Below are 22,608 nucleotides of genomic sequence, written 5' to 3'. Positions count from 1 at the left end.
TTCTCGTTGTAGCGTAAGCGATGACCGACCAGTCGGTCAATATTGGCGAGAGGAACTTCCATGGCGATTGTTCAAACCCGGGCGGGGCGCGTGGCCTACCACGAATCCGGCAGTGGCCCAACCGTTCTGCTGCTTCATGCCACGCTGCACGACCGACACGACTTCGACCCGATCGTCGATACCCTTGCCCGCAACTACCGCACCATCGCGGTGGACTGGCCCGGGCACGGCGAATCCGATCCGGTCGAGTCCCCCATGGCGGCCAGCGCGCCACTGTTCGCCGACGTGCTGGAGGACGTCGTCGAGGGCCTGGGCGTGTCGGACGCCGTGTTTATCGGGAACTCGGTCGGCGGGTTTGCCGCCGCGCGGCTGGCGATCACTCGCCCCGAGTGCGTCGCAGGTCTCGTCCTGGTCAACACGGGCGGGTTCGTGCCCTTGAACCCGGCGGTCCGCGGCTTCTGCCGGGTGCTCGGCACGCCGGCGCTGTTCCGGCGGGCCGCCCCCCTCTTCGTCCGCGGCTACATGAAGGCCAAAACCGACGACGACCGGCGGATCGTCGAGCGCGCGACCGCAGTGGCGAAAACGCCCGAGGGCGTCCGCACCGGAGCGGCGCTGTGGCGCAGCTTCGCCACGCCCGAGCACGACCTGCGCGGCCGCGCCGGTGAGCTGTCCGTGCCCACGCTGATCGTGTGGGGCAAGAAGGACATCGCCATACCGTTGCGTGCGGGTCGGGCGACCCACGAGGCCATCGCCGGGTCCCGGCTGGAGATCCTCGACACCGGTCACGTGGTCTTTTCGTCGGACCCCGGCGGCTTTCTCGCCGTCGCCGAGCCGTTCCTGGAATCGGTCAGTCTGCGGCGCTGACCGGCGCGTCATTGCGTCGCGACACTGCACAGGCTGCGACGACACGCCGAGAAACGTGACGCTCCTTTAAGTTTCGCGCTGAGGGCGCCGATGACCTCAGTACAGGGGTGACCAGCTCGACGTGCGCAGCAGCCGGCTCTGCCACTGATCGCGGTACTTCAGGGCCTCGTACATGTAGCTGCCCGGCGCGCGGTGCTCGGGCGGGGTCTCGGTAGTCAGCAGGTGCACGAGCGCCGCATAGTTGTTGGCGTCTTCAATCTTCTGCCACAGCATGGCTTCTCGCCGACGATAGCTCCCATGCGCGACCTGGAAGCACGCCTGGATGTCCAGGATGCGCATCCCGCGCGGGGCCTTGGAAAGCACCCGGTAGTAGATCTCGTCCCACATGCGGATGTAGTCGTCGAGCGGGGCGGAGGGCCAGCCGGTGTCCTCCATGAACAGGCTCAGCGGATGAGTCGTGCCATCGGTGGGCACGCTGGCCAAGTCGACCGTCTGCAGCGGTGACCAGGAGACGGGCAGCAGCATCTTGCCCGTGACCTCGTGGCGCAGGCTGTCCAGCTCGCGCATCCACGGCCGAAGGTCGCCGGTCTGGGCACGCCGGACCAGGCTCTCCCACGACGCGCCGTCGCTGATTGCGGTGATGGTGACGACGTTGTAGGACACCCCGGAACCGTGGGCGTGGTTGGTGTACCAGAGCAGCCGCGCATCGTCCCCCTTGGCCAGCATGGGCATCCAGCCGTCGCGGTAGGCCGCTTCGAACTCCTCCTGCCGAGAGCCGACCACCTTGTGGGTCTCGTGAAGAAACAGCACTGGCACTCCCTGAGCTCAGGCACTATCCGCGATGAGCGCGGCGATCTGGCGGCGGCTGACCTTGCCGGTCGCGTTGTAAGGAATGCTGTCGACGATCGCCAGCCGCTCGGGCAGCTTGAAGTAGGCGATCAGCTCGCGGCAGTGCGACCGCAGCTGCTCGAGTGTCACTGGGGCGCAGGCAACTACGGCCGCCCCGACCCGCTGGCCGAGCTCGTCGTCGGCGACGCCGGCGACCGCGACGTCGCTCACCGCAGGATGGGAACGCAATGCCTCCTCGACTTCGACCGGGCCGAACTTCTCTCCCCCACGGTTGATCGTGTCACTCAGCCGGCCGCACGGGAAGATGTAGCCGTCGGCATCCCGGCGGGCGAGATCGCCGGTGTGCAGCCACCCTTCGGTGACGTTCTGCGTGGTGTTCACCCACAGTTCGCCGACCGTTCCCGGCGGGACGTCGTCGCCGGTGACCGGGTCCACCACTCGCACGTCGACCCCGGGCAGCGGCCGGCCCACCGAACCGGCCCGCGCCGGATCCCGGTGGTCTTGAGGCAGCAGGGTCGTGTAGGCCCCGAGCGTCTCGGTCTGGCCGAACACGTTGGCGAACGCGACGTGCGGCAGCGCGGCCATCGCCCTGCGCACCAACGCAATTGGCGCGGCGGCGGCCCCGTACGCGACGGCGACCAGGGACGACAGGTCGCTGGTCGCAAAGTCCGGGTGATCGAGGATGCGCTGCAGCATCGTCGGCACCAGGAAGGTGGCCGTGACCCGGTGCTGCGCCACCAGCCGCAGCCACTCGCCGGCGTCGAAGCGCGGCTGCACCACCGACGTGTTGCCCGAGTACAGACTGCCGAGCGTGCCGAGCGAGCCGCCGACGTGAAAGAACGGGACACACATCATGCCCACCGCGGGTGCGGCGTCCGCCCGGAACGGCGCGGCCATTCCCTTGATCCGCGCGGTGAGCTGCCGGGTGGAGATGCCGACGGCCTTGGGGAGTCCGGTCGTGCCGCTGGTGAACAGCACCAGGGCCTCCCCGTCGCCGGCGGGCGGGTCGGGCTCGACGACGTCATCCGCGAGGCCGGCGGCCGTCAGGACGGTCGGTGCACCCGCTTCGCGCACCCGCTGCGCGTACTGTTCCCCCGCGACCGCGACGTCGGCGCAGCCGGCGTTTTTCAGCAGTCCGTGTAGCTCCGGTGGCGTCAGCGCGGGATTCATCAGCGCGGCCGCGGCGCCGAGGCGCGGCGCGGCGAGCAAGGTGGCGATCGACATCAGGCTGCCGTTGTCGACGACCGCGACCCGCTCGCCGGCCGCCACGCCCCGGGCGGCAAGGGTGGCGGCGCACCGCCGAACCGTCGTGGCCAGTTCGCCGTAGCTGATGCTGCGCCCGTCGATGATCAGGGCAGCTCGGGCGGGATCGCCGATGGCGGCGGCCTCGTGGATCGTCCCGGTGTTCATCCGCGGTCCCTAATGCAGCGGCGACCAGGCGGAGGTTCGGAGCAGCCGGCTGGTCCACTGGTCGCGCAGGTCCAGCGCGTCGTACATCCAGGTCCCGGGGGCGCGGTACTCGGCGGGGATGTGGGTGCGGAGCAGATCGAGCAACGCTTCCGGCCTACTGATGCGCTGCATCAGGATCACCTCGCGGCGCACGTGGCTGCCGAGGGCGGGCTGGAACGAGGCGTGCATGCTCAGCATGGATGACGGTTGGTCGAGGCTCTTGGCGTAGACCTCGCCGCATCTGACGATGTACTCCTCGAACTTGTCCTCGTACGGCCACATAGTGTCTTCCATGTAGAGGCTCATCTCGTGCTCGCGCCCGTCGACCGGCACCTCCTCGAGGCGGACCTCCTGCAGTGGCGACCACGGGAGCGGCACCAGCAGCTTGGCGTCGACCTCATGGCGGAGCTCGTCGAGCTGGCGCATCCACTCCTGGAGATCGCCCTTCTGGACCCGCTGGGTCAGACGCTCCCAGGCCGCGCCATCGCGAACGGCGGTCACGGTGATTACCGTGTAGGCGGGTCCACTGCCATGGGCCTGGTTCGTGTACCACAGCAACCGCGCGTCGTTCCCGGCGGCGAGCATGGGCATCCAGCCCGTTCGAAACGCGGCCTCGAAGTCGTCCTCACTGCGGCCGCGGACCTTGTGCACCTCGTGCATGAACAGCACGCACCGACCTCCAAATTCGGGACACCCGCCCGATGAGCGCCCTCAATCAACGGACCGTAGCCAACCAGATTTTCGCGGCGGCGCCGGGTATGCCTATGCACGATCGCATGCGGGAGCCGACCTAGACAGCCCAGTTGAGAATCTGGTTTGCTCCACTAGGTAACGATCTTCCGCGGGCAGGAGTTCACGAATGGCCCGAGTCAATGTTCCGGATGGCCCCGGCGGCGAAGCCGCCATGATCTGGTCGCTACGACCCCAGCTCGGCTCCATGGTCGAGCGCATGATCCGGGGCGCATACCAGCAGAGCATGCTGCCGGCCGAGGAGCGGGAGCTGGCCCGGATGCGAATCGCCCAGATCAACGACTGCGTCGCCTGCTCGGACTTCCGTGCCCAGTCGGTCCTGGACGCCGGGGTCGCGCCCGAGTTGTACGACAACGTCGCCGCCTACGCCAGCTACCCCGGCTACACCACGCGCCAGCGCCTGGCCATCGAGTATGCGGAGCGCTTCGCCACCGACCACGCGTCGATGGGCGACGCGTTCTTCGACCGGCTGCGGCAGTCATTCTCCGACGAGGAGATCCTCGATCTCACGCTGTGTGTCGCGGTGTTTCTCGGCCTGGGGCGTTCGCTGACGGTCCTGGGCGTCGACCAATCCTGTGCCATCGACCTCTGACCCCCTCGGGAAGGACCCAATGGACCTCGCCTCGGTCGACGAATTGCTGACCACCACACGGGCGGTGCGCAGACGCCTCGACCTGAACCGGCCGGTCGGACGCGAGGTGATCCTCGAGTGCATCCGGCTCGCCATGCAGGCCCCCACGGCCAGCAACGCGCAGGATTGGCGATGGCTGGTGATCACGGACGCCGACAAGCGCGCCGCGATCGGCGACATCTACCGCAGCGTCGGCGCCGAGTACCTCGCGTACGCGGCCAAGGAGGCGTCCGATCCCCAGACCCAGCGCGTGTACGCCGGCGCGCTGGCCCTGACCGACACGCTGGCCCGGGTCCCGGTGCACGTCATCCCCTGCCTGGATAACCGCATCGACAACTCGAAGCTGCTGACCGCCGCCTCCGCCTGGGCGTCGATCATCCCGGCCGGCTGGAGCTTCCTGTTGGCCCTGCGGTCGCGTGGGCTGGGATCGGTGTGGACGACGATGCACCTGGCCAGGGAGCAGGAGGTCGCCGAGCTGCTCGGCATCCCGCCGACGGCCACCCAGGCCGCGCTGTTCCCGGTCGCCTACACCATCGGCACCGACTTCCGGCCGGCCGCACGCCCGCCCGCGGAGACCATTACTTACTGGAATAGCTGGGGAGCGAGCTGATGCAGTCCTACACCGTGCGATTCCACGTCGATGCGCCGCCGAAAAAGGTGTGGCGGGTGCTTCACCCGCCGGCGCCGCCCGACGCGCCGCGGCCGCGGATCCTCACCTGGCCTACCGGCAGCATGGAGATCCTCAACGAAGGCAACGAGGCCGGCGAGGGCCTGGTGCGCACCTGCGTCTTCCCGGTTCCCAAATACCTCCTGTCCGGCGGCAAGGGGCGGTCCTGGGAGAGCGTGACCGAGGCCGAGATCAACAAGCTGTCGCGCTACGTGGCCGTCGGCGCGCCATTGTGGTCGCGCGCGGAGGGTTATCACGAACTCGAGGAGCAGCCCGACGGCACCACCGTGCTGACCTTCCATGAGACCTACCATGCCTACAACCCGGTGCTGCGCTTCTTCCTGGAGCGCCCCGTGCACGCGAGGATTTCTCGCGACAACCTCGAGGTGTACGAGCATGCGCTGGGCTACGCGGGGAAGGTGCGTCGGCTGACGTAATCGACTGCCTTACAAGATGTTTCGTAACACGCGGAATGCGTGCCGGGCGAACATGTCAGGCGGGCGTCGCACCGCGCCGAGCGGCGCGGATGCTGAACACCCTCGATCGGCGAGCGGCGAAGGGCGAGCGGCCGTCCCCCGGCATGCGGATCGGCCTGCCCACCGGCCCCCTTGTCGAAATGGTCGCGGTCGAGCAGCCCGATGTGTATCTAACTTTCGCGGGCGCAAATCTTCGCTGATGAGGTGATGGCGCTGCAGCTGGTGTGGGTGGACTCGTGCGGTCACTGGCCGTGGTCGCGCGGCACACAAGCAGTGCGGGGCTCATCGCGGTGGACCGCGCAAATGTGACCCAAAGCAAACCGCTCGTCCATCTAGAGAGCGAATCTCGTTCGACTCGAAGCCTTTTACGGTCCGGACCCGATGTTTGGTCCATGTACTAGATTGCCGCTCAAAAACGCTGACGCGATTTGTGCGAAAACCTGCCGCATCTGAAAAAGGCGCCCTAGCGTTGGCTCCGCCGTGAAAATATCCGATCTCATCAGGCGCCGGACGCCGAGGGTTTCCCTTGCCTGAGGGAGGGAGTCAGAGGAACATTGATCAACTCCAGAAAAGACTTCCACCTCGTGCAGATGCCGTCGGCGCCGCGTTACGCGGAGCGCTTACGCCTGGCGGACTTACGAGTGACCCGCCCGCGGATCGCCGTGGTTGTATTCGGTTGAACTGAATCCGCACGCGGACACCGAGACGCTTATCGGAGCGGTGCACGCCTGCCTGCCCGACGTGTCCCGGCAGGCCGTGTACGACGTCTTGCATGCGCTGACCGACGCGGGGCTATTGCGACGGGTTCAGCCGCCGGGCTCGGTTGCGCGCTACGAAACTCGAGTGGGCGACAACCACCATCACGTGGTCTGCCGGAGTTGTGGGGCCATCGCAGACGTGGAGTGTGCCGTCGGTGACACACTTTGCCTGACCCCTGCAGATGCCAGCGGCTTCCACCTGGACCAGACCGAGGTCATCTATTGGGGCGTGTGTCCCTGCTGTTGGGCCTCGGACGCGTCGCGAGCCGACGATGCTCACCAGCCCGTCACCGACGTCCCGGAGCAAATGCCCTGCCCGAGCGACGACGGCCCGCCGCCCCACGACAACGGGATCCCGTTGCCGGCGCCAGCCGCGGCGACCGCGGGATGGGTTGCCCCCGGCCCACTGACGCCCAATACCGTGTTGAGGGCGGCCGGAATTGGGACAGGCGGGCTGGGCGCCAACGCCGGTTGGGCTCGCTACGACATCGCCGATGCCACGGTGGCCAGCAGCGGGCCTCGCGTCGAGCCTTCCGTTCCGCGCTCGGGCAACATCGATGTGAAATGAGTCCCTCGCGCCGGTAAGCTGCTGGTTCATGGGGTTCAGGCTGAAAGCATCAGTGGCGGCGCGATGTGCCGCCGCCGGAGTGCTCCTTGCGGGCTGGGCCGCGTCGGCCGGTGTCGCCGGCGCCGACCCGGAGCCGACGCCGCCGCCCTCGCCCGCAGCCTCACCCGGTCCGTCGCCTTCACCGGCCGCGTCACCAGCATCGGCGCCGAAGACGACGATCGACCACGACGGCACGTACGCGGTGGGCACGGACATCGCGCCAGGCATCTACAGCTCGGCGGGCCCTGTCGGCGACGGCACCTGTTACTGGAAGCGGACGAGTAACCCCGACGGCAACCTCGTCGACAACGCCATGAGCAAGAAGCCGCAGGTAGTGCAGATCGACCCGGGCGACAAATCGTTCAAGACGACGGGCTGCCAGCCCTGGCAGCTGACTCCCGACGCCGCACTGCCTCCCAGCGCGCCGCCCGCCGGTGTGCAAGGCACTCTCGGCATCCTCAACGGGCTGCTCGGCGGCCAGAACGGCCAGCAACCCCCCCATTCCTGACGGGAGTCCGCGGCCGTTGGCAAGTGATGCGGGTGACCCGCAGGAGATCGTCGTCGTCGGCGCCGGCGTCAGCGGTTTGACTTCGGCGATTTGCCTGGCAGAAGCGGGCTGGCCGGTGCGGGTGTGGGCGGCCGCGATGCCACAACAGACGACCTCGGCGGTGGCCGGAGCGGTGTGGGCTCCCCCGCGGCCCGCCGAACGCGCCGCGGCGACCCTGGGTTGGAGCGAGCACTCCCTGCGGGTGTTCCGCGAACTGGCCGGCGACCCGGGCACCGGCGTTCGCATGGCACCGGCGCTGGCCGTCGGGGAATTCATCGGCGCCGAGGCGGCCGCGCCGGCGGCCAAGCTCGTACCCGACCTGCGGCCGGCCGACCCGGCCGACGTCCCGGCGGGCTTCGCCGCCGGCTTCCGCGCCACCATGCCGATGATCGACATGCCGCAATACCTCGACTACCTGACCCGGCGCCTGGCTACGGCCGGCTGCGAAATCGAGGAGCGACCCATCGGTTCGTTGGCCGAGGCAGCCGACGCGGCACCGATCGTCGTCAACTGCGCGGGGCTCGGCGCCGCAGCGCTGACCGGCGACGACACCGTGCGGCCGCGGTTCGGCCAGCACGTCGTGCTGGCGAATCCCGGCCTGCAGCAACTGTTTATCGAGCTGAACGAGGCGCCGGAGTGGACGTGCTTCTTCCCACACCCGCAGCGGGTGGTGTGCGGTGGCATCAGCATCGCCGACCGCTGGGACACCACCGCGGAGCGCGAGGTGACCGAACGCATCCTGCAACGGTGCCGCCGGATCGAGCCACGCCTCGGCGATGCCGAGGTGATCGAGACGATCACCGCGCTCCGCCCGGACCGGCCGTCGGTGCGAGTGGAAGCCGAACCGCTCGGGCGGGCTCCCCGACAAGCACTGTGCATCCACAACTACGGCCACGGTGGCAACGGCGTGACCCTGTCGTGGGGTTGCGCACGCGACGTGGTGCGTCTGGTCGACGGGGCCGCGCGGTGAGCATCGACTACCGGCTGGACGAGCATGTCGCCACCATCACGATCAACCGCCCGGAGACACGAAACTCGTTGGATATGGTGCACTTTCGCGACTTGGCCCACGCCTGGGCGGCGTTCCGCGACGACGAACGGGCCTGGGTCGCGGTGGTCACCGGCGTCGGCCGGGACTTCTGCACGGGCGCCGACCTCAAGAAGTTCATCCCCGAACTCACCGGTGACCTGCCCAGGCCCGACGGGTGGAACAAGGACGACGCCATCCACGCCGTCCTGCATCGGTTCCCCGTGTACAAGCCGATCGTCGCCGCCGTGAACGGGACGTGCGTCGCGGGCGGCTTCGAGATGCTGACCTCCACCGACATTCGCGTCGCCGTCCCCGACGCGCGCTTCGCGGTGATGGAGCCCAAGCGCGGCCTGTTCGCCGGCGGCGGAAGCACCGTGCGGCTGCCGCGGCAGATGCCCTACCCGTGGGCGATGGAGCTGCTGCTGACGGCGGACATGGTGGACGCCGAACGGGCCCTTGCTATGGGACTGATCAACCGGGTGGTCCCGGCGGATCAACTGATGGACACCGCCTACGACTTTGCCGAGCGCATCGTTGCCAACGCGCCGCTGGCGGTGTTCGCGACGAAGCAGTCGGCCGTCGAAGGGTTGGCGCTGGATCTCAAGTCGGCCTACGACAACGAAACCCGGCACAGCGACCGCGTTTTCGAGACCGAGGACGCCAAAGAGGGGCCGCGCGCGTTCGCCGAGAAGCGACCGCCGCGCTGGCGGGCTCGGTGAAGGTTTAGGCGCCCTCAGGCGCGCGTGACGTCGCGGATCACCAGCGACAGCACCCAGCTCACGATCGACAGCAGGATGGCGGCCCAGATCGCCGTCCACCAAAAGTGGTCGATCTGCAGACCCCAGTGCGTGGTGTGCGCGGTGATCCACGCGGTGATCCACAACATCAACGCGTTGATCACGATGTGGATGAGCCCGAGGGTCAGGATGTAGAGCGGAATCGACAGAAACTGGACGACCGGCTTGATGAACGCGTTGACCAGACCAAAGATCACTGCGACGACGAAAATGATGCCCGCCGTCTGCAACGTGGTGGTGCCGCCGACGAATCTCATCCCGTGCATGAAGAGGGTGACGATCCACATTGCGATGCCGGTCAGCGCGGCGCGAAGCAGAAAAGGTCCCATGCGGGAGATCCTGCCACCCGGCATGCGGTTTAGTTCAGGTTGTAGAAGCGCTGCGCGTTGAGGCCGCCGATCTTTTCCCGCGCCTCCTCGCTGATGTCCGGGCGGGTCCGCAGGTGCTTGGTGCTCTCCGGCCATTCGCCGTCCCAGTGCGGGTAGTCGCTGGCGAACATGATGAAGTCGGCGCCGAGCACGTCGATCACGCCGGGCAGGATCGGTTCCTCCGGCTCGCACGTCACGAAGATGTTGCCGGCGGCCAGGTACTCGTGCGGATCGCGACGCCAGCCGCGCTCGACCCAGTCGCCCCGCTTCTCGTAATGCTCATGCAGGCGATCGATGAAGAACGGGACCCACCCCGCGCCCGCCTCGAGGAAGGCGACCCGCAGCTGGGGATGCCGCTCGAAGACGCCGCCGGAAACCATCGCGGTCATCGCGGTCATCTGGTCGAAGGGAAAGCTGATGCAGTGCACCTGAATGTAATTGGTGAACCGGTCCACGCCGATCTTCGGCAGGTGGATGCCGGGGGCACCGTGAACGCCCAGCGGCATCCCGAGTTCGACGGCCGCGGCGTAGAACGGATCGAGGTCGGGGTGGTCGAGGTTGCGGGTCTTGAGCGCCGGCGGGACCAGCGTCGCCACCAGCCCTAGTTCTTTGGCTTCCGTCATGACGTCGATCGCAGCCTGGCCGTGTTCGATCGGGGTAACGGCGACGCCGAGCAACCGGCCTTGCGAGGACGCGCAGTAATCCGCGATCCACTGGTTGTAGAGCCGCGAGAATCCCGCGGCGAATTCCGGATCCTCGAGGCTGGGGGCGCACAGGCCCATGCTCGGATACAGCACCATCGTGTCGATGTGATCGCGGTCGGCGTCGCCCAGCACCCCCTCGGGTGTGCGGCAATTGATGTCGGGTGCCTTGCTGATCCCGTGTTCGGGCGGGCAACCCGCACCGGGGCCCTCGTCCTCCGGATAGTTGCGGCCCTCGAACACCAACCGCAGCCGGCCGTCCGTGCTGGGCTTGACGTGGTCGGGCCAGCGTTTGATCGCTTCGATCGCCAGCGAGGAGTTCTCGGCGACGTGTCCATCGGCATCGATGATTCGCATGTATCCGGAACTTACTCTCGCGCATCGCCGCCCGGTACTGCAACGATGCTGAAGTGACAACACAACCTCCTCGGCAGAAGTTGACCCCCGATCAGCGGAATTCGTTCGTCGCGGCGTTGCTGGGCTGGACGATGGACGCCTTCGACTACTTCATCGTCGTGCTCGTCTACGCCGACATCGCCAAGACGTTCCACATCAGCAAGGCGGAGGTCGCGTTCGTCACGACGGCCACCCTGATCATGCGCCCCGTCGGCGCGCTGCTGTTCGGGCTGTGGGCCGACCGTGTCGGGCGGCGCCTCCCCCTGATGGTCGACGTGACGTTCTACTCCATCGTGGGGTTCCTGTGTGCGTTCGCCCCCAATTTCACCGTCCTGGTGATCCTGCGGCTGCTGTACGGCATCGGCATGGGCGGCGAGTGGGGACTGGGGGCCGCGTTGGCCATGGAGAAGGTTCCGGTGGAGCGCCGCGGGTTCTTTTCCGGGCTGCTGCAAGAGGGTTACGCGTTCGGCTACCTGCTGGCGAGCGTCGCATCGCTGCTGGTGATGAACTGGCTTGGGCTGTCGTGGCGCTGGCTGTTCGCCTTGAGCATCATCCCGGCACTGATCAGCCTCATCATCCGATACCGAGTGGAGGAGTCCGAGGTCTGGGAGGCCGCGCAGGACCAGATGCGGCTCACCAGCACCAGGATCCGCGACGTGCTGCGCGACGGGGCGATCATCCGCCGATTCTTCTACCTGGTCCTGCTGATGACCGCCTTCAACTGGATGAGCCACGGCACCCAGGACGTCTACCCCACCTTCCTTGGTGCCACGGGCAATCACGGCGCAGGCCTGCCCAGCGCGACCGTCAAGTGGATCGTCATCGTCTACAACATCGGCGCCATCGTCGGCGGGCTGTTCTTCGGCACGATGTCGCAGCGGTTCGGCCGCCGCTACACCATCATCTTCTGCGCGCTGCTGGGCCTGCCGATCGTGCCGCTGTTCGCCTACTCGCACAGCGCGGCGATGCTGTGCCTCGGCTCGTTTTTGATGCAGCTCTGCGTGCAGGGCGCGTGGGGGGTGATCCCCGCTCATCTCACCGAGATGTCCCCGGACGCCATCCGCGGCCTCTACCCCGGCGTGACCTATCAGCTCGGGAACCTGTTGGCCGCGTTCAACCTGCCCATCCAGGAACACCTGGCCGAGTCGCACGGCTACCCCTTCGCGCTGGCGGCGACGATCGTGCCGGTGCTGATCGCCGTGGCCTTCCTCACGCTGATCGGCAAGGATGCCACCGGGATTCGGTTCGGCACCTCCGAAAGCGCATTCCTGCCAACCGAAATGACGTGAGGCTATCCGGCGCCGCTCAGCATTCGCAGCAGCAGGTGCATCGCCACCGTCGTCGACCGCTCGCGGACGTCGGAACGGTTGCCGGGTAGCCGCAGCGTTCTTTTATCGGTGCGGCCGTCGCCGAGCATCACGGTGAAACAGACTGTGCCGACGGGCTTTTCCGGGGTTCCCCCGCCCGGGCCGGCGATCCCAGTGATGGCGACGGCGGTGTCCGCACCGAAGCGTTTGAGCGCGCCTTGTGCCATCGCCTCGGCGACCGGTTCGGACACCGCGCCGTGCTTTTCGATCAAGGCCGGGTCCACGCCGAGCAGTTGCGCCTTCGCGTCGTTGGAGTAGGACACCACGCCGCCGGCCACGTAGTCCGAGGAACCGGCCCGGTCGGTCAGCCGCGCCGCCAACAGGCCCGCGGTGCAGGATTCCGCCGTCGCTATCCAGCGGCCTTGCAGCAACCGCGCCACCAGGTCGTCCACCCTTGAGCCGTCTTCGGAGTAGATCTGACGCCCGTGCCGGTCGCGCAGCACCTCGGTCAGGCGCGCATACGCGTCCGCGGCGTCCGGCTCGTAGCGGGTGACCATTTCGATCTCGCCGCGGCGCAGGCAGGTGGTGATCTCCAGGCGGTCAAAGCCAGGGACGGATTTCTCGGCGTCGCGCAGCGTTTCGGCCAGCCCCGACTCCGGCAGCCCGAACATCCGGATCGTCTCCTGCCGATAGGTCGTTCGGCCGGCGATCGCCTCCTGCGCGGCGGGCGTCTCAATTGCCGTGTGCCACATGGGCTGAAGCTCACGCGGCGGTCCCGGAAGCACGATTACCGTCGGCTTGCCGGGCACCACCACACCCGGTGCGGTGCCCACCGGGTCGAGCACCTGCGCGCCGTCGGGGATCATCGCCTGTTTGCGGTTGGCGGCCCTGATCGACTCGAAAGTGCCGGGATCCAGAGCGGATTGGAACGCGGGATTGCGGCCCATCAACTTCTTCAGAATCTCGGCGATCTTGTTCTCGGTTGCCTCGTCGAGTATCAGCTCGCGGCCGCAGAAGCGCGCCACCACCTCGACGGTCATGTCGTCGGCCGTCGGGCCCAGGCCGCCACTGGTGACGATCAGGTCCACGCCCTGCTCGGCCAGGAAACGCAGCTGCGCCTCGATGTCGGCCGGGCGGTCGCCGCAGATGGTGATGTGTGCCAGCTCGACGCCCAGCTCGAGGAGGCGATCGGCGAGCCAGGGGCCGTTTGCGTCCTGGACGCGCCCGGTGAGGACTTCGGTTCCGGTGACGACAATGCCCGCGCGTGCGCTCACCGGGTTGAGCCTACTGGCGTGCCGTCGGCCGGTTGACTGAACTAGCCTGAGGCCGTGGCCGGGACGTCTGCGGCACCGCGCATTCGCTACGCCAGATGCGGTGATATCGACATCGCCTACCAGGTCTTCGGGGAAGGCCCGGTCGACCTGGTCTTGCTGGCCGGACCATCGATACCGATCGACTCCATCGACGCCGAACCCTCGCTGTACCGCTTCTACCGGCGTCTGGCGTCGTTCAGCCGCGTGATCCGCTTCGATTTCCGCGGGATGGGTCTGTCGTCGCGAGTGCCCTCGCTGGAGATGATCGGGCCGAAGTTCTGGGCCGAGGACGCGATCGCGGTGATGGACGCGGTCGGCTCCGAGCAGGCGTCCATTCTCGCGACAAGCTACAACGCGATGAGCGGGCTGGTGCTGGCCGCCGACTACCCCGACCGGGTGCGCAGCCTGGTGATCATCAACGGCACGGCGCGGGTGCTGTGGGCACCCGATTACCCCGTCGGGGCCCGGCCCAGCGCCACCGACCCATTCACGTCCGTCGCGATCGAGCCCGACGCGGTTGAACAGGGGTTCGACGTGCTGGGAATCATCGCGCCCAGCGTCGCCCGCGACGACGCGTTTCGCGCGTGGTGGGACATCGCCGGCAACCGCGCTGCGTCGCCGAGCATGGCACGCGCCGTGAGCAAGGTCGTGACCGAGAGCGACGTGCGCGACACGCTCCCGCGTATCGGCGTGAAGACCCTTGTCTTGCACCGAGATCGCGTGAAATTCATTCCGGCGGACAATGGTCGCCATCTCGCGGAGCACATCGCCGGGTCACGCTATGTCGAACTGCCGGGCGAGGATTCGCTGTACTGGGTCGGCGACGCCGGGGCGATGCTCGCGGAAATCGAGGAGTTCATCACCGGTGTCCGCGGGGGCTCGGACAGCGAGCGCGTGCTCACCACCATCGTGTTCACCGACATCGTCGGCGCCACCCTGCGCGCCGCGGAGCTCGGCGACCAACGCTGGCGGGACCTGCTGGACCGGCACGACACCGCGGTCCGCCGGGAAATCAGGCGATTCGGTGGGACCGAAAGGAACAGGGCCGGTGACGGATTCCTCGCGACGTTTGCGAGTCCCAGCGCCGCAATTTCGTTCGCCGAGGCCGTCGTCGACGCGGTGCGTGTGCTCGGCGTCGAGCTCCGGGTGGGCATTCACGCGGGCGAGATAGAGGTTCGCGGCAACGACGTCGCCGGACTGTCCGTACACATCGGTGCGCGCGTTTCGGCGCTGGCCGGACCGAGCGAGGTGCTGGTGTCCTCGACGGTGCGCGACATCGTCGCCGGCTCCGGCCGCGAGTTCTCAGCGCGCGGTGAGCATGAGCTCAAAGGTGTGCCGGACTTGTGGCGGCTCTACCTGTTGGTCCGCGAGAAGGCGACCAGGGGGCGATAGCCGCCTGGTGTGCCGGGTTGGCGCCCGGCTCTGCGCGAGGCCAGCCTATTTTCGCGGTGTTGCGAGACAATGAGCCGATGATCGAGCTAGAGGTAGTGCAGGCCGACGTGACCAAGCTCGAGGTCGACGCGATCACCAACGCCGCCAACACCCAACTGCGGCACGGCGGCGGTGTCGCCGCGGCCATCTCCCGCGCCGGCGGACCCGCGGTACAGCGTGAATCGACCGAGAAAGCGCCGATTGGGCTCGGCGAAGCCATCGAAACCACCGCCGGCGACATGCCGGCGCGTTATGTGATCCACGCGGCGACGATGGAACTCGGCGGCCCGACCTCGGCCGACATCATCTCCCGCGCCACGGATTCCACGCTGCGCAAGGCCGACGAACTCGGCTGCCGCTCTTTGGCCCTGGTGGCGTTCGGCACCGGCGTCGGCGGGTTCCCGCTCGAAGACGCGGCGCGGCTGATGGTCGACGTCGTCCGTCGGCACCGGGCGAGCTCCTTGGACAAGGTGGTGTTCGCGGTCCACGGCGAGGCGGCCGAGCGGGCGTTCCGCGACGCGGTGCAGGAGGCTTAACCGTCGGAGAGATAACGCTCGACGCTGGCGACCTTCTGCGTCATCGCGTCGTGTGCGCCGGGCCGCCAGTCCGCCTTGATCACCGTGCTGACCCGCGGCGCGCGAGCGGCCACCGCCTCGACGGCACGCTGGACGACGTCCATGACTTCCCCCCAGCTGTCGCCCTCGATCACGGTGAACATGGAGTCGGTCTTGTTGGGCAGCCCGGACTCGCGAACCACGCGGACCGCGTCGGCGACGATCTCGCCGACGCCCTCTCCGACGCCCAGCGGGGTGACCGAAAACGCGACGAGCACGGACACGTGACGAGCCTACCCAACCTTTTCGCGGCAAGCCTGGCAGCATCGAGGGCCATGCGGGTTCTGGTGCAACGGGTCTCGTCGGCGTCGGTGTCGGTCGACGGCCGGGTGGTGGGAGCCGTCCGGCCGGACGGCCAGGGCTTGTTGGCGTTCGTCGGCGTCACCCACAGCGACGACCCCGACAAGGCGCGGCGGCTGGCCGAAAAGCTCTGGTATCTGCGCATACTCGCCGACGAGCGGTCCGCGGCCGACGTCAACGCGCCGATCCTGGTGGTCAGCCAGTTCACCCTGTACGCCGACACCGCGAAGGGCCGGCGCCCGTCGTGGAACGCCGCCGCACCCGCGTCGGTCGCCGAACCCCTGGTGACGGCGTTCGCGGAGGCGCTGCAGGCGCTGGGCGCCGAGGTGCAGACCGGCGTGTTCGGCGCGCACATGCAGGTCGAATTGGTGAACGACGGCCCGGTCACGGTCGCTTTGGAACTTTGACGGTGCCCGCGCAGGTACGTTGGTGAGTCGGGAGGGCTGAATCCGCTATGAGCACGACACCTGAGTTTGGGTCGCTTCGTTCCGACGACGACCAGTGGGACATCGTCAGCGGCGTGGGTTACACCGCGCTGCTGGTGGCGGGGTGGCGGGCGCTGCACGCCGTGAGCCCCCAACCGCTGGTCCGAGACGAATACGCGAAGGCGTTCATCGCCGCCTCGCAGGACCCGTATCTGGCGGGCGTGCTCGCCAATCCGGGAACCTCGGACGACGAGACGGCCTTCCCGCGCCTGTACGGCGTGCAGACCCGGTTCTTCGACGACTTCTTCGCGTCCGCGGGTGACGCGGGCATTCGGCAAGCGGTGATCGTCGCAGCCGGATTGGATTCGCGGGCCTATCGCCTCGAATGGCCGGTTGACACAACGGTTTTCGAGGTCGACCTGCCGAAGGTCCTGGAATTCAAGACCCGCGTGCTCGACGAGCAGGGCGCCACGCCCAAGGCCCGCCGGATCCAGGTCGGAGCCGACCTGCGCACCGACTGGTCGCGGCGATTGGAAGAGGCCGGCTTCGACACGGAAGCACCGAGCGCCTGGTCGGTGGAGGGAGTGCTGCCCTACCTCACCGACGAAGCCCAGAACACGCTCTTCACCCGCATCAGCGGGCTCAGCGCGCCGGGCAGCCGAATCGCCATCGGCGCGCTGGGATCGCGGCTGGATCGCCAGCAGCTCGCCGCCCTGGAGGCCGACCATCCCGGGGTCAACATGTCCGGCGACGTCGACTTCTCCGCCCTCACCTACGAACCCAAATCCGACCCGGCGGACTGGCTCGCCGGGCACGGCTGGGCCGTCGAACCGGTCCGGAACACGCTGGATCTGCAGGCCGGCTACGGGCTCACCCCGCCGGAGGTCGACGTCAAGATCGACGCCTTCATGCACTCGCAATACATCACGGCGACGCGCTCGGCGTGAGCCTGCACTAGGGCGTTAGCAGGACCTTCACCTCGTCACCGGAGCGCGCCTCGGCGGTCGCGTAGCCTTTGGCCGCCTCGTCCAATGGCAGTGTGGTGGTGAAGATTCCGTCGACGTCGAGCCGGCCGGACCGCAGCAGCGGGATCAACTCCGGCCAGGTCCGCTGGACGGGCGCCGTGGTCATCCGCAGGGTGATGCTGCGAATCAGGCAGCCGAGCGCGTTGAGCGGAAACGGATTCATGTCGTGCACACCCACCACCGAGACGGTGCCGCCCGCCCGCACCGCATTGAGCGCGTCGGTCAGCGACGCGTCCGTGGCTACGGCGTCGATCACCGCGTCGGCGCCCCGTCCTCCCGTCGCCGCGAGGATCGCTTCGACCGCCGGCGCCTTGATCGGAGTGGCGCCCCACCGGGCGGCCCGATCGAGCCGGCCCTCGACCTGATCGACGGCGAAAACCGTTGCCGCGCCTTGGAAAAGCGCGCTGCGCAGCGAGCACAACCCGACCGCGCCCAGGCCGATCACGGCCACGGTGCCGCCGTACGGAATGTCCGCGCGTTGCGCGGCGGCCCAGCCCGTTGCGAGGTTGTCGGTCAGAAGCAGCGCCTGCTCGGTGCTGATCCCCTCGGGCGTCCGCAGCAGCTGAAAGTCGGCGGCGGGCACGGCGAGCAGATCGGCCTGCGCCCCGCCGAGCAGGCCGCCGCCGAAGATCTGAAACCCGGAGTAGCACATGACCGGATCGCGGGTGGCACACCCCGGGCAGTGGCCGCAGCCGGTCACCGAGGACACCATGACCTGGTCGCCGGCCTTGACCGTGTGTACCTCGGGTCCGACCTCCACGACCGTGCCGACGGCTTCGTGGCCCAGCGCGATCGGATCGGGCATGGTGAAATCGGCCTCGTAGAAGTGCAGATCCGATCCGCAGATGCCGGCGGCGGTGACCTCGACGATGGCCCCGTCGGGGCCGGGAAGCGTGGGATCGGGGCGGGTCTCGACCCGGATGTTGCGGGGTCCGTCGACGACTACCGTGCGCATGGTGGTGTGCTCACTTTCCCTGCTCCCTTTCCTGCCGCACAACGAATTGTGACCAGTCGGGCTCGCGCACCGCGGCCCAGTACTCGTTGAGGCGCCACGGGCTGACGGTGTGGATCTCGCCGTCGGCGTTCTTGAAGTACGAGTGTTTGACCGCCGGGTGCGACCAGACCATCTTCTTGATCTGCGTTTGTGTCCGCTCGTGCCATGCGGTGGCGGCTTCGGCCTTCGGCTCGATCGAATGCAGGTTCTCCTCGGCCAGCCGCCTGAGGCACTGGTCGACGTAGCGCATCTGCAGTTCGGATTGGAAGATCAGGCTGCCCCCGTGGGCGAGGTGGGTGCCGGGTCCGTAGATGATGAAGAAGTTCGGGAATCCCGGCACGGTGATGCCCAAGTAGGCGTACGGGCGGCTCCCCCACATCTCGTGCAGGTCAATCCCGTTGCGCCCCCGCACCTTCAGTGGCCACAGCACGTCGGTGTGCCGGAACCCGGTGGCATAGACGATCACGTCCGCGTCGTATGTCGCGTTGTCCTCGGTGACGACGCCGTGCGGTGTGATCTGCCGGATCGGTGTGCGCACCAACTCGACGTTGTTCCGTTGCAGCGTCCGCAGCCAACTGCCGTTGTCCTGCAGGGTCCGCTTGCCCGTGGCGGGGTAGTCGGGCAGCACCTTGTCCAGCAATTCGTGTCCCTCGCCGACCTGGCTGGTGATCCACTGCGAGAACATCATTCGCGCGGCGGCGTTGATGTCGCTGACGGCGTAGTCCTGGTCGGCGTAGTTCGGGTCGCCTTCGGCGGCGTCCAGGCCCTTGTCGGCGCCGGGCCACAGCACGAGAAACCGATACCAGCGGCCGTAGAACGGCAGATGACGCATCGCCCAGCGCACGCCGTCGCCGACCTCGTCGTGGTACATGGCGTTGGGGAACATCCATTGCGCAGTCCGCTGGAACACCGTCAGGCTGTCGACTTGGTCGGCAATCGCGGGCGCGATTTGAAATCCGCTGGCGCCCGCCCCGATCAGCGCGACGCGCTTGCCCGTCAGGTCGACCGAGTGGTCCCAGGCGGCGGAGTGAAATGAGGGTCCCTCGAAGCTGTCGGCCCCGTCGAACTCGGGAAGGTGGGGCCGGTTCAGTTGTCCGACCGCGGTGACGACGGCCCGCGCGGTGAGCGTGCTCGTCTCGCCGTCGGCGCTGCGGACCGAGACGCTCCAGACGCCGTCGCCGTCGTTCCACTCGGCCGCGAGTACCTCGGTGTTCCATCGGATGTGCTCGGACAGGTCGTGCTTGTTCATCACCTCGGTGAAATAGTCCTGCAGCTCGTGCTGCTCGGCGAAGAAGTGAGTCCAGTCGTTGTTGGGTTCGAAGCTGTAGCAATAAAAATGGTTTGCGACGTCGACGCGGGCGCCGGGATAGCTGTTCTCCCACCATGTTCCGCCGGGGCCGGCGTTCTTTTCGACGATGGTGAACGGGATGTTGGCCTGTTTCAGGCGGATTCCGGCGAGGATGCCGGATTCGCCGCAGCCGACCACCAGCACGGGAAGTTCGGCGGCGGATTGTGCCGGCAGGGCTGCCGGGCGGCGGGGGTCGACGCCCTCGAGATCCATTTCCTCCAGGATCAACGGCAGGTAGTCGTCGGTCACGTGTTCGCAGGCGGCCCAGTCCATCATCTCGCGAATGAGGTCGAGGCTCAGCGGCTCGGGCTCGGGGCAACCGCGGTCCCGGTAGTCGGTGATCACCGGCAGCGCCGCCGCGCGGGCCCGGGCCTTGTCCTCCTCCGACATGAACCCCTGGACCTCGTTGAGGAAGATCCCCATGGGCTTGAAGTCGCGGATGAACCGAGGGTCGCCGGTGATGTGGACGAGCGAAAGCAGCAGCGTCGGGACGCTGACATCCTCGAGAGCGGCCGCGATTTCGGCCGTCGAAGTGGTGAACGGACGGCCGGCGTAACGGCTGCGCATCAAGCCGATTCCTTCCGCTAGATGGGGCGCCCGGGAATTACGCTACGCGCGGTTTCGTAATTGGCAGCACCACGCTACCGCGTGACGCCGGAGACGATCAAGCGCCCGCTACGGGTCGTCGTCGGTGTCGCGGAGGAATCGTTCGGGGTGGTGGAAGCTGTTGGTTCGGGGTTGGCCGTGGTCGAGGTGGGGTGGGGGGATCCATTCGGTTTCGCCGTGGGTGTTGGTGCGGGTGGTCCAGCCGTGTTCGGCGAGGCGGTTGTCGGGTCCGCAGGCCAGGGTGAGGTCGTCGATGTCGGTGCGGTGGGTGGTTGTCCAGCCGCGGACGTGGTGGACCTGGCTGTGGTAGGCCGGGGCGGTGCAGCCGGGTTTGGTGCAGCCGCGATCGCGGGCGTAGAGCATGATGCGTTGTGCCGGTGAGGCGAGGCGTTTGGTGTGGTAGAGCGCCAGCGGTTTGGCGTCATCGAAGATCGCCAGGTAATGGTGGGCGTGGCCGGCCCAGCGGATGACGTCGGACATCGGCACCAGGGTGCCGCCGCCGGTCAGGGCCTTGCCGGTGGCGGCCTCGAGTTCCTTGAGTGTGGTGGTCGCCACGATCGACACGGGTAGGCCGTTGTGGGTGCCTAGCTTTCCGGAGGAGAACAGGGCGCGCAGCGCGGCCAGGAACGCGTCGTGGTTGCGCTGGGCCGCCGATCGGGTGTCGCGGCGGATCGCCTGCTCATCGGGGGTGTCCTCAATGACAGGCGTGTCGTCGTCGGGGTTGGCCGCGCCGGGGGCGGCCAGCTTGGCCAGCAGGGCCTCGACGGCCGCGCGTAATTCCGGGGTGATCAGCCCGCTCAGGCGGGACATGCCGTCGAAGTCCTGCTCGCCGAGGATCAGACCGCGCCGGCGCGCCCGTTGTTGGTCGCTGAACTCGCCGTCCGGGTTAAGCCAGTCCATGATCCGGCGGGCGTATTTGGCCAACTCGTCGGGGCGATACCCGCGGGCCTTGTCGGCCAGATCCGCCTCGGCGGCCTCCCAGGTGGATAGGTCGACCTCGGTGGGTAGGTGGGCGAAAAAGCTGCGGATCACCTTCACGTGCCCGTCGCCGATCAACCCCTGCCGCTGCGCGGCCGCGGTCGCGCCCAGTTGCGGCGGCAACGGCTCACCGGTCAGCGCCCGGCGCTCACCCAAATCCTCGGCCTCGGCGATGCGCCGCCCGGCCTCGGCTTTGGTGATGCGCAACCGATCCGCCAGCGCGCAACACAGGTAGCCGCCCAGCTCTGCCGGAGTGGCCCGGGCGTCGAGCTGATTGATCAACGCGTGCCTGGGCGTGCGCAGCCGGCGCCCCGCGCCTTCCAAGCGCTCCAGGGCCCGCAACCGCTCCGGGGTGGTCAACACGTCAAAAGACAAATCGCGCAACCGCTTCAGGGCATCATCGAGCGCGTCGAAAACCTCGACGATCTCCTCACGACTGCTCGCACCCATACCTCAAATCGTATGAACGGGCACCGACAAGAAACCCCGATCTGTGACTTCTGAAACCAAAGTGGTGCAAGGGATTTCAGCGACTAGGGAGTGCCGTTCTTGCCGGGCGCGCCGAAGTGACCGCCGAGGCCACCGGTGCCGCCGTGTCCGGGGGCGTGTCCGTTGCCGCCGTCGCCGCCGATACCGTATATCGACGGGTTGAAGGTACCGCCGCTCACCAACCCGGCGTTGCCGCCGTTGCCGCCATTGGCGCCCCCGCTGCCGGTGCCGGCGTCGCCGCCGGTGCCGCCCTGGGCGAAGAAGCCGAGGGCGTCGCCACCGGCGCCGCCGTCGTTGAAGCCGTTGCCCGACGGAGCGGCGCCGCCGTGCCCGCCGTGACCGCCGATGGCGCCCACGAGCCCGGCGGCCAGGCCGCCGGCCCCGCCGGTGCCGCCGTTGCCGGAGGCCGATGCGCCGCCGGCGCCGCCCGCACCGCCACCCGCGATGCCGGTCACCGTGGCCGCGGTACCGCCGGCGCCGCCGATGCCGCCGGTACCGATGCCGCTGGCCGCACCGCCCACGCCGCCGTTGCCGCCGATGGAAGCGCCCAGCCCGATGAAGTCCGGGGCAGCGGCGGCACCGCCGGCACCACCGGCCCCGGCGAGTCCGTCGACGGCGGCGCCGCCCACGCCGCCGGCGCCGCCCTGGGCCAGGTCGATTCCGAAGAAGCCGGACGAACCGCTGTTCCCGCCCGCGCCGCCGGCGCCTCCGGCACCTCCGAGGAGGGTAGCGGCGCCGCCGGCGCCGCCGTTCCCACCCTGGCTCAAGTCGATCCCGAACGGGATGCGTGCGAAGCCCTGGCCGCCGGCCCCGCCGGCCCCGCCGGACGCGCCGTCGCCGCCGGCCTGCCCGGTCCCCGGTGCGCCGTCGGTGCCGGGGCCGATCAGC

The 22,608-nt window shown here is 68.2% G+C and carries 22 protein-coding genes and 3 pseudogenes; 14 read left to right on the top strand and 11 right to left on the bottom strand.

Annotated elements, in window-relative coordinates; translation table 11 throughout:
• The first annotated feature begins 60 nt into the window (after positions 1–60).
• Positions 61–864 carry an alpha/beta hydrolase gene (locus tag AWB92_RS21115; RefSeq protein ID WP_085189113.1) on the top strand — a complete coding sequence of 268 codons (804 nt, stop codon included), beginning with the start codon at positions 61–63 and terminating at the stop codon, positions 862–864.
• Positions 865–960: 96 nt separating this feature from the next.
• Here AWB92_RS21115 and AWB92_RS21110 read toward each other — a convergent pair whose 3' ends face one another.
• The 3 genes from AWB92_RS21110 to AWB92_RS21100 are packed head-to-tail and all read right to left on the bottom strand — an operon-like array spanning position 961 to position 3,822.
• Positions 961–1,674 carry a hypothetical protein gene (locus tag AWB92_RS21110; RefSeq protein WP_085189111.1) on the bottom strand — a complete coding sequence of 238 codons (714 nt, stop codon included), beginning with the start codon at positions 1,672–1,674 and terminating at the stop codon, positions 961–963.
• Between the two features lie 15 nt (positions 1,675–1,689).
• The gene (locus AWB92_RS21105; RefSeq protein ID WP_085189109.1) at positions 1,690–3,123 is read right to left on the bottom strand and encodes an AMP-binding protein; all 1,434 of its coding nucleotides are present in this window, start codon (positions 3,121–3,123) and stop codon (positions 1,690–1,692) included.
• Between the two features lie 9 nt (positions 3,124–3,132).
• The gene (locus AWB92_RS21100) at positions 3,133–3,822 is read right to left on the bottom strand and encodes a hypothetical protein (protein WP_241523537.1); all 690 of its coding nucleotides are present in this window, start codon (positions 3,820–3,822) and stop codon (positions 3,133–3,135) included.
• A gap of 199 nt (positions 3,823–4,021) precedes the next feature.
• Here AWB92_RS21100 and AWB92_RS21095 point away from each other — a divergent pair, with 199 nt between their 5' ends.
• From AWB92_RS21095 to AWB92_RS21065, 8 genes and pseudogenes are all read left to right on the top strand, one after another.
• Entirely contained in the window at positions 4,022–4,504 is a 483-nt protein-coding gene (locus AWB92_RS21095) for a carboxymuconolactone decarboxylase family protein (RefSeq protein ID WP_085189105.1), read from the top strand.
• Between the two features lie 19 nt (positions 4,505–4,523).
• Positions 4,524–5,153 (top strand): nitroreductase family protein, encoded by a 630-nt coding sequence (locus AWB92_RS21090; protein ID WP_085189103.1) that lies wholly within the window; start codon positions 4,524–4,526, stop codon positions 5,151–5,153.
• Positions 5,153–5,647, top strand: coding sequence for an SRPBCC family protein (locus AWB92_RS21085; RefSeq protein WP_085189101.1), 495 nt, complete (start codon positions 5,153–5,155; stop codon positions 5,645–5,647). Before AWB92_RS21090 ends, AWB92_RS21085 begins: the two co-directional genes overlap by 1 nt.
• An 89-nt stretch (positions 5,648–5,736) precedes the next feature.
• A complete protein-coding gene (locus AWB92_RS29845) occupies positions 5,737–5,886 on the top strand; it encodes a hypothetical protein (RefSeq protein WP_158090395.1) in 150 nt (49 codons plus the stop codon).
• A 390-nt stretch (positions 5,887–6,276) separates the two neighbouring features.
• Positions 6,277–6,688, top strand: a pseudogene (locus AWB92_RS30690) (Fur family transcriptional regulator); the annotation flags it as partial.
• 352 nt (positions 6,689–7,040) lie between these two features.
• A complete protein-coding gene (locus AWB92_RS21075) occupies positions 7,041–7,559 on the top strand; it encodes a hypothetical protein (RefSeq protein ID WP_085189099.1) in 519 nt (172 codons plus the stop codon).
• Positions 7,560–7,575: 16 nt separating this feature from the next.
• Positions 7,576–8,568, top strand: coding sequence for an FAD-dependent oxidoreductase (locus AWB92_RS21070; RefSeq protein WP_085189097.1), 993 nt, complete (start codon positions 7,576–7,578; stop codon positions 8,566–8,568).
• Positions 8,565–9,347, top strand: coding sequence for an enoyl-CoA hydratase-related protein (locus AWB92_RS21065; RefSeq protein ID WP_085189095.1), 783 nt, complete (start codon positions 8,565–8,567; stop codon positions 9,345–9,347). The genes AWB92_RS21070 and AWB92_RS21065 overlap by 4 nt, the downstream gene beginning before the upstream one ends.
• Positions 9,348–9,361: 14 nt before the next feature.
• On the opposite strand, the gene AWB92_RS21060 is transcribed toward AWB92_RS21065, so the two are convergent.
• Positions 9,362–9,754 (bottom strand): phage holin family protein, encoded by a 393-nt coding sequence (locus AWB92_RS21060; protein ID WP_068138663.1) that lies wholly within the window; start codon positions 9,752–9,754, stop codon positions 9,362–9,364.
• A gap of 29 nt (positions 9,755–9,783) precedes the next feature.
• Positions 9,784–10,851 (bottom strand): amidohydrolase family protein, encoded by a 1,068-nt coding sequence (locus AWB92_RS21055; protein WP_085189093.1) that lies wholly within the window; start codon positions 10,849–10,851, stop codon positions 9,784–9,786.
• A gap of 131 nt (positions 10,852–10,982) precedes the next feature.
• On the opposite strand from AWB92_RS21055, the gene AWB92_RS21050 reads away from it, so the two are divergent.
• Positions 10,983–12,179 carry an MFS transporter gene (locus AWB92_RS21050; protein ID WP_239645735.1) on the top strand — a complete coding sequence of 399 codons (1,197 nt, stop codon included), beginning with the start codon at positions 10,983–10,985 and terminating at the stop codon, positions 12,177–12,179.
• Between the two features lie 2 nt (positions 12,180–12,181).
• Here AWB92_RS21050 and AWB92_RS21045 read toward each other — a convergent pair whose 3' ends face one another.
• On the bottom strand, positions 12,182–13,471 hold the full coding sequence (locus AWB92_RS21045; protein ID WP_085189091.1) for a competence/damage-inducible protein A: 1,290 nt from the start codon (positions 13,469–13,471) through the stop codon (positions 12,182–12,184).
• A 54-nt stretch (positions 13,472–13,525) separates the two neighbouring features.
• Here AWB92_RS21045 and AWB92_RS21040 point away from each other — a divergent pair, with 54 nt between their 5' ends.
• Together AWB92_RS21040 and AWB92_RS21035 are read left to right on the top strand one after the other, a co-directional pair.
• Positions 13,526–14,902 carry an adenylate/guanylate cyclase domain-containing protein gene (locus AWB92_RS21040; protein WP_085189089.1) on the top strand — a complete coding sequence of 459 codons (1,377 nt, stop codon included), beginning with the start codon at positions 13,526–13,528 and terminating at the stop codon, positions 14,900–14,902.
• Positions 14,903–14,979: 77 nt separating this feature from the next.
• Positions 14,980–15,477, top strand: coding sequence for a macro domain-containing protein (locus AWB92_RS21035; RefSeq protein ID WP_085189087.1), 498 nt, complete (start codon positions 14,980–14,982; stop codon positions 15,475–15,477).
• On the opposite strand, the gene AWB92_RS21030 is transcribed toward AWB92_RS21035, so the two are convergent.
• Positions 15,474–15,779, bottom strand: a complete 306-nt coding sequence (locus AWB92_RS21030) for an MTH1187 family thiamine-binding protein (RefSeq protein WP_085189085.1) — start codon at positions 15,777–15,779, stop codon at positions 15,474–15,476. The genes AWB92_RS21035 and AWB92_RS21030 overlap by 4 nt on opposite strands.
• Before the next feature lie 51 nt (positions 15,780–15,830).
• Here AWB92_RS21030 and dtd point away from each other — a divergent pair, with 51 nt between their 5' ends.
• Both dtd and AWB92_RS21020 read left to right on the top strand, forming a co-directional pair.
• On the top strand, positions 15,831–16,262 hold the full coding sequence (dtd, locus tag AWB92_RS21025; protein ID WP_068189480.1) for a D-aminoacyl-tRNA deacylase: 432 nt from the start codon (positions 15,831–15,833) through the stop codon (positions 16,260–16,262).
• A 47-nt stretch (positions 16,263–16,309) separates the two neighbouring features.
• Positions 16,310–17,227: a class I SAM-dependent methyltransferase gene (locus AWB92_RS21020; protein WP_085189082.1), complete on the top strand. Its 918-nt coding sequence runs from the start codon at positions 16,310–16,312 to the stop codon at positions 17,225–17,227.
• Here AWB92_RS21020 and AWB92_RS21015 read toward each other — a convergent pair.
• The 4 genes and pseudogenes from AWB92_RS21015 to AWB92_RS30685 all read right to left on the bottom strand — a co-directional run.
• A pseudogene (locus tag AWB92_RS21015) lies at positions 17,141–18,260 on the bottom strand (alcohol dehydrogenase catalytic domain-containing protein); the annotation flags it as partial. The gene AWB92_RS21020 and the pseudogene AWB92_RS21015 overlap by 87 nt on opposite strands.
• A gap of 10 nt (positions 18,261–18,270) precedes the next feature.
• Positions 18,271–20,214 carry an NAD(P)/FAD-dependent oxidoreductase gene (locus tag AWB92_RS21010; protein ID WP_085189078.1) on the bottom strand — a complete coding sequence of 648 codons (1,944 nt, stop codon included), beginning with the start codon at positions 20,212–20,214 and terminating at the stop codon, positions 18,271–18,273.
• Between the two features lie 108 nt (positions 20,215–20,322).
• On the bottom strand, positions 20,323–21,681 hold the full coding sequence (locus AWB92_RS21005) for an HNH endonuclease signature motif containing protein (protein WP_085189076.1): 1,359 nt from the start codon (positions 21,679–21,681) through the stop codon (positions 20,323–20,325).
• Between the two features lie 83 nt (positions 21,682–21,764).
• Positions 21,765–22,608 (bottom strand): annotated as a pseudogene (locus AWB92_RS30685) (PE family protein); the annotation flags it as partial.

The sequence above is a fragment of the Mycobacterium sp. IEC1808 genome, assembly GCF_002101935.1.
Lineage (GTDB): Bacteria > Actinomycetota > Actinomycetes > Mycobacteriales > Mycobacteriaceae > Mycobacterium.
Note: the sequence above shows the minus strand (reverse complement) of the source record. Positions and strands in the feature narration are given on the sequence as shown.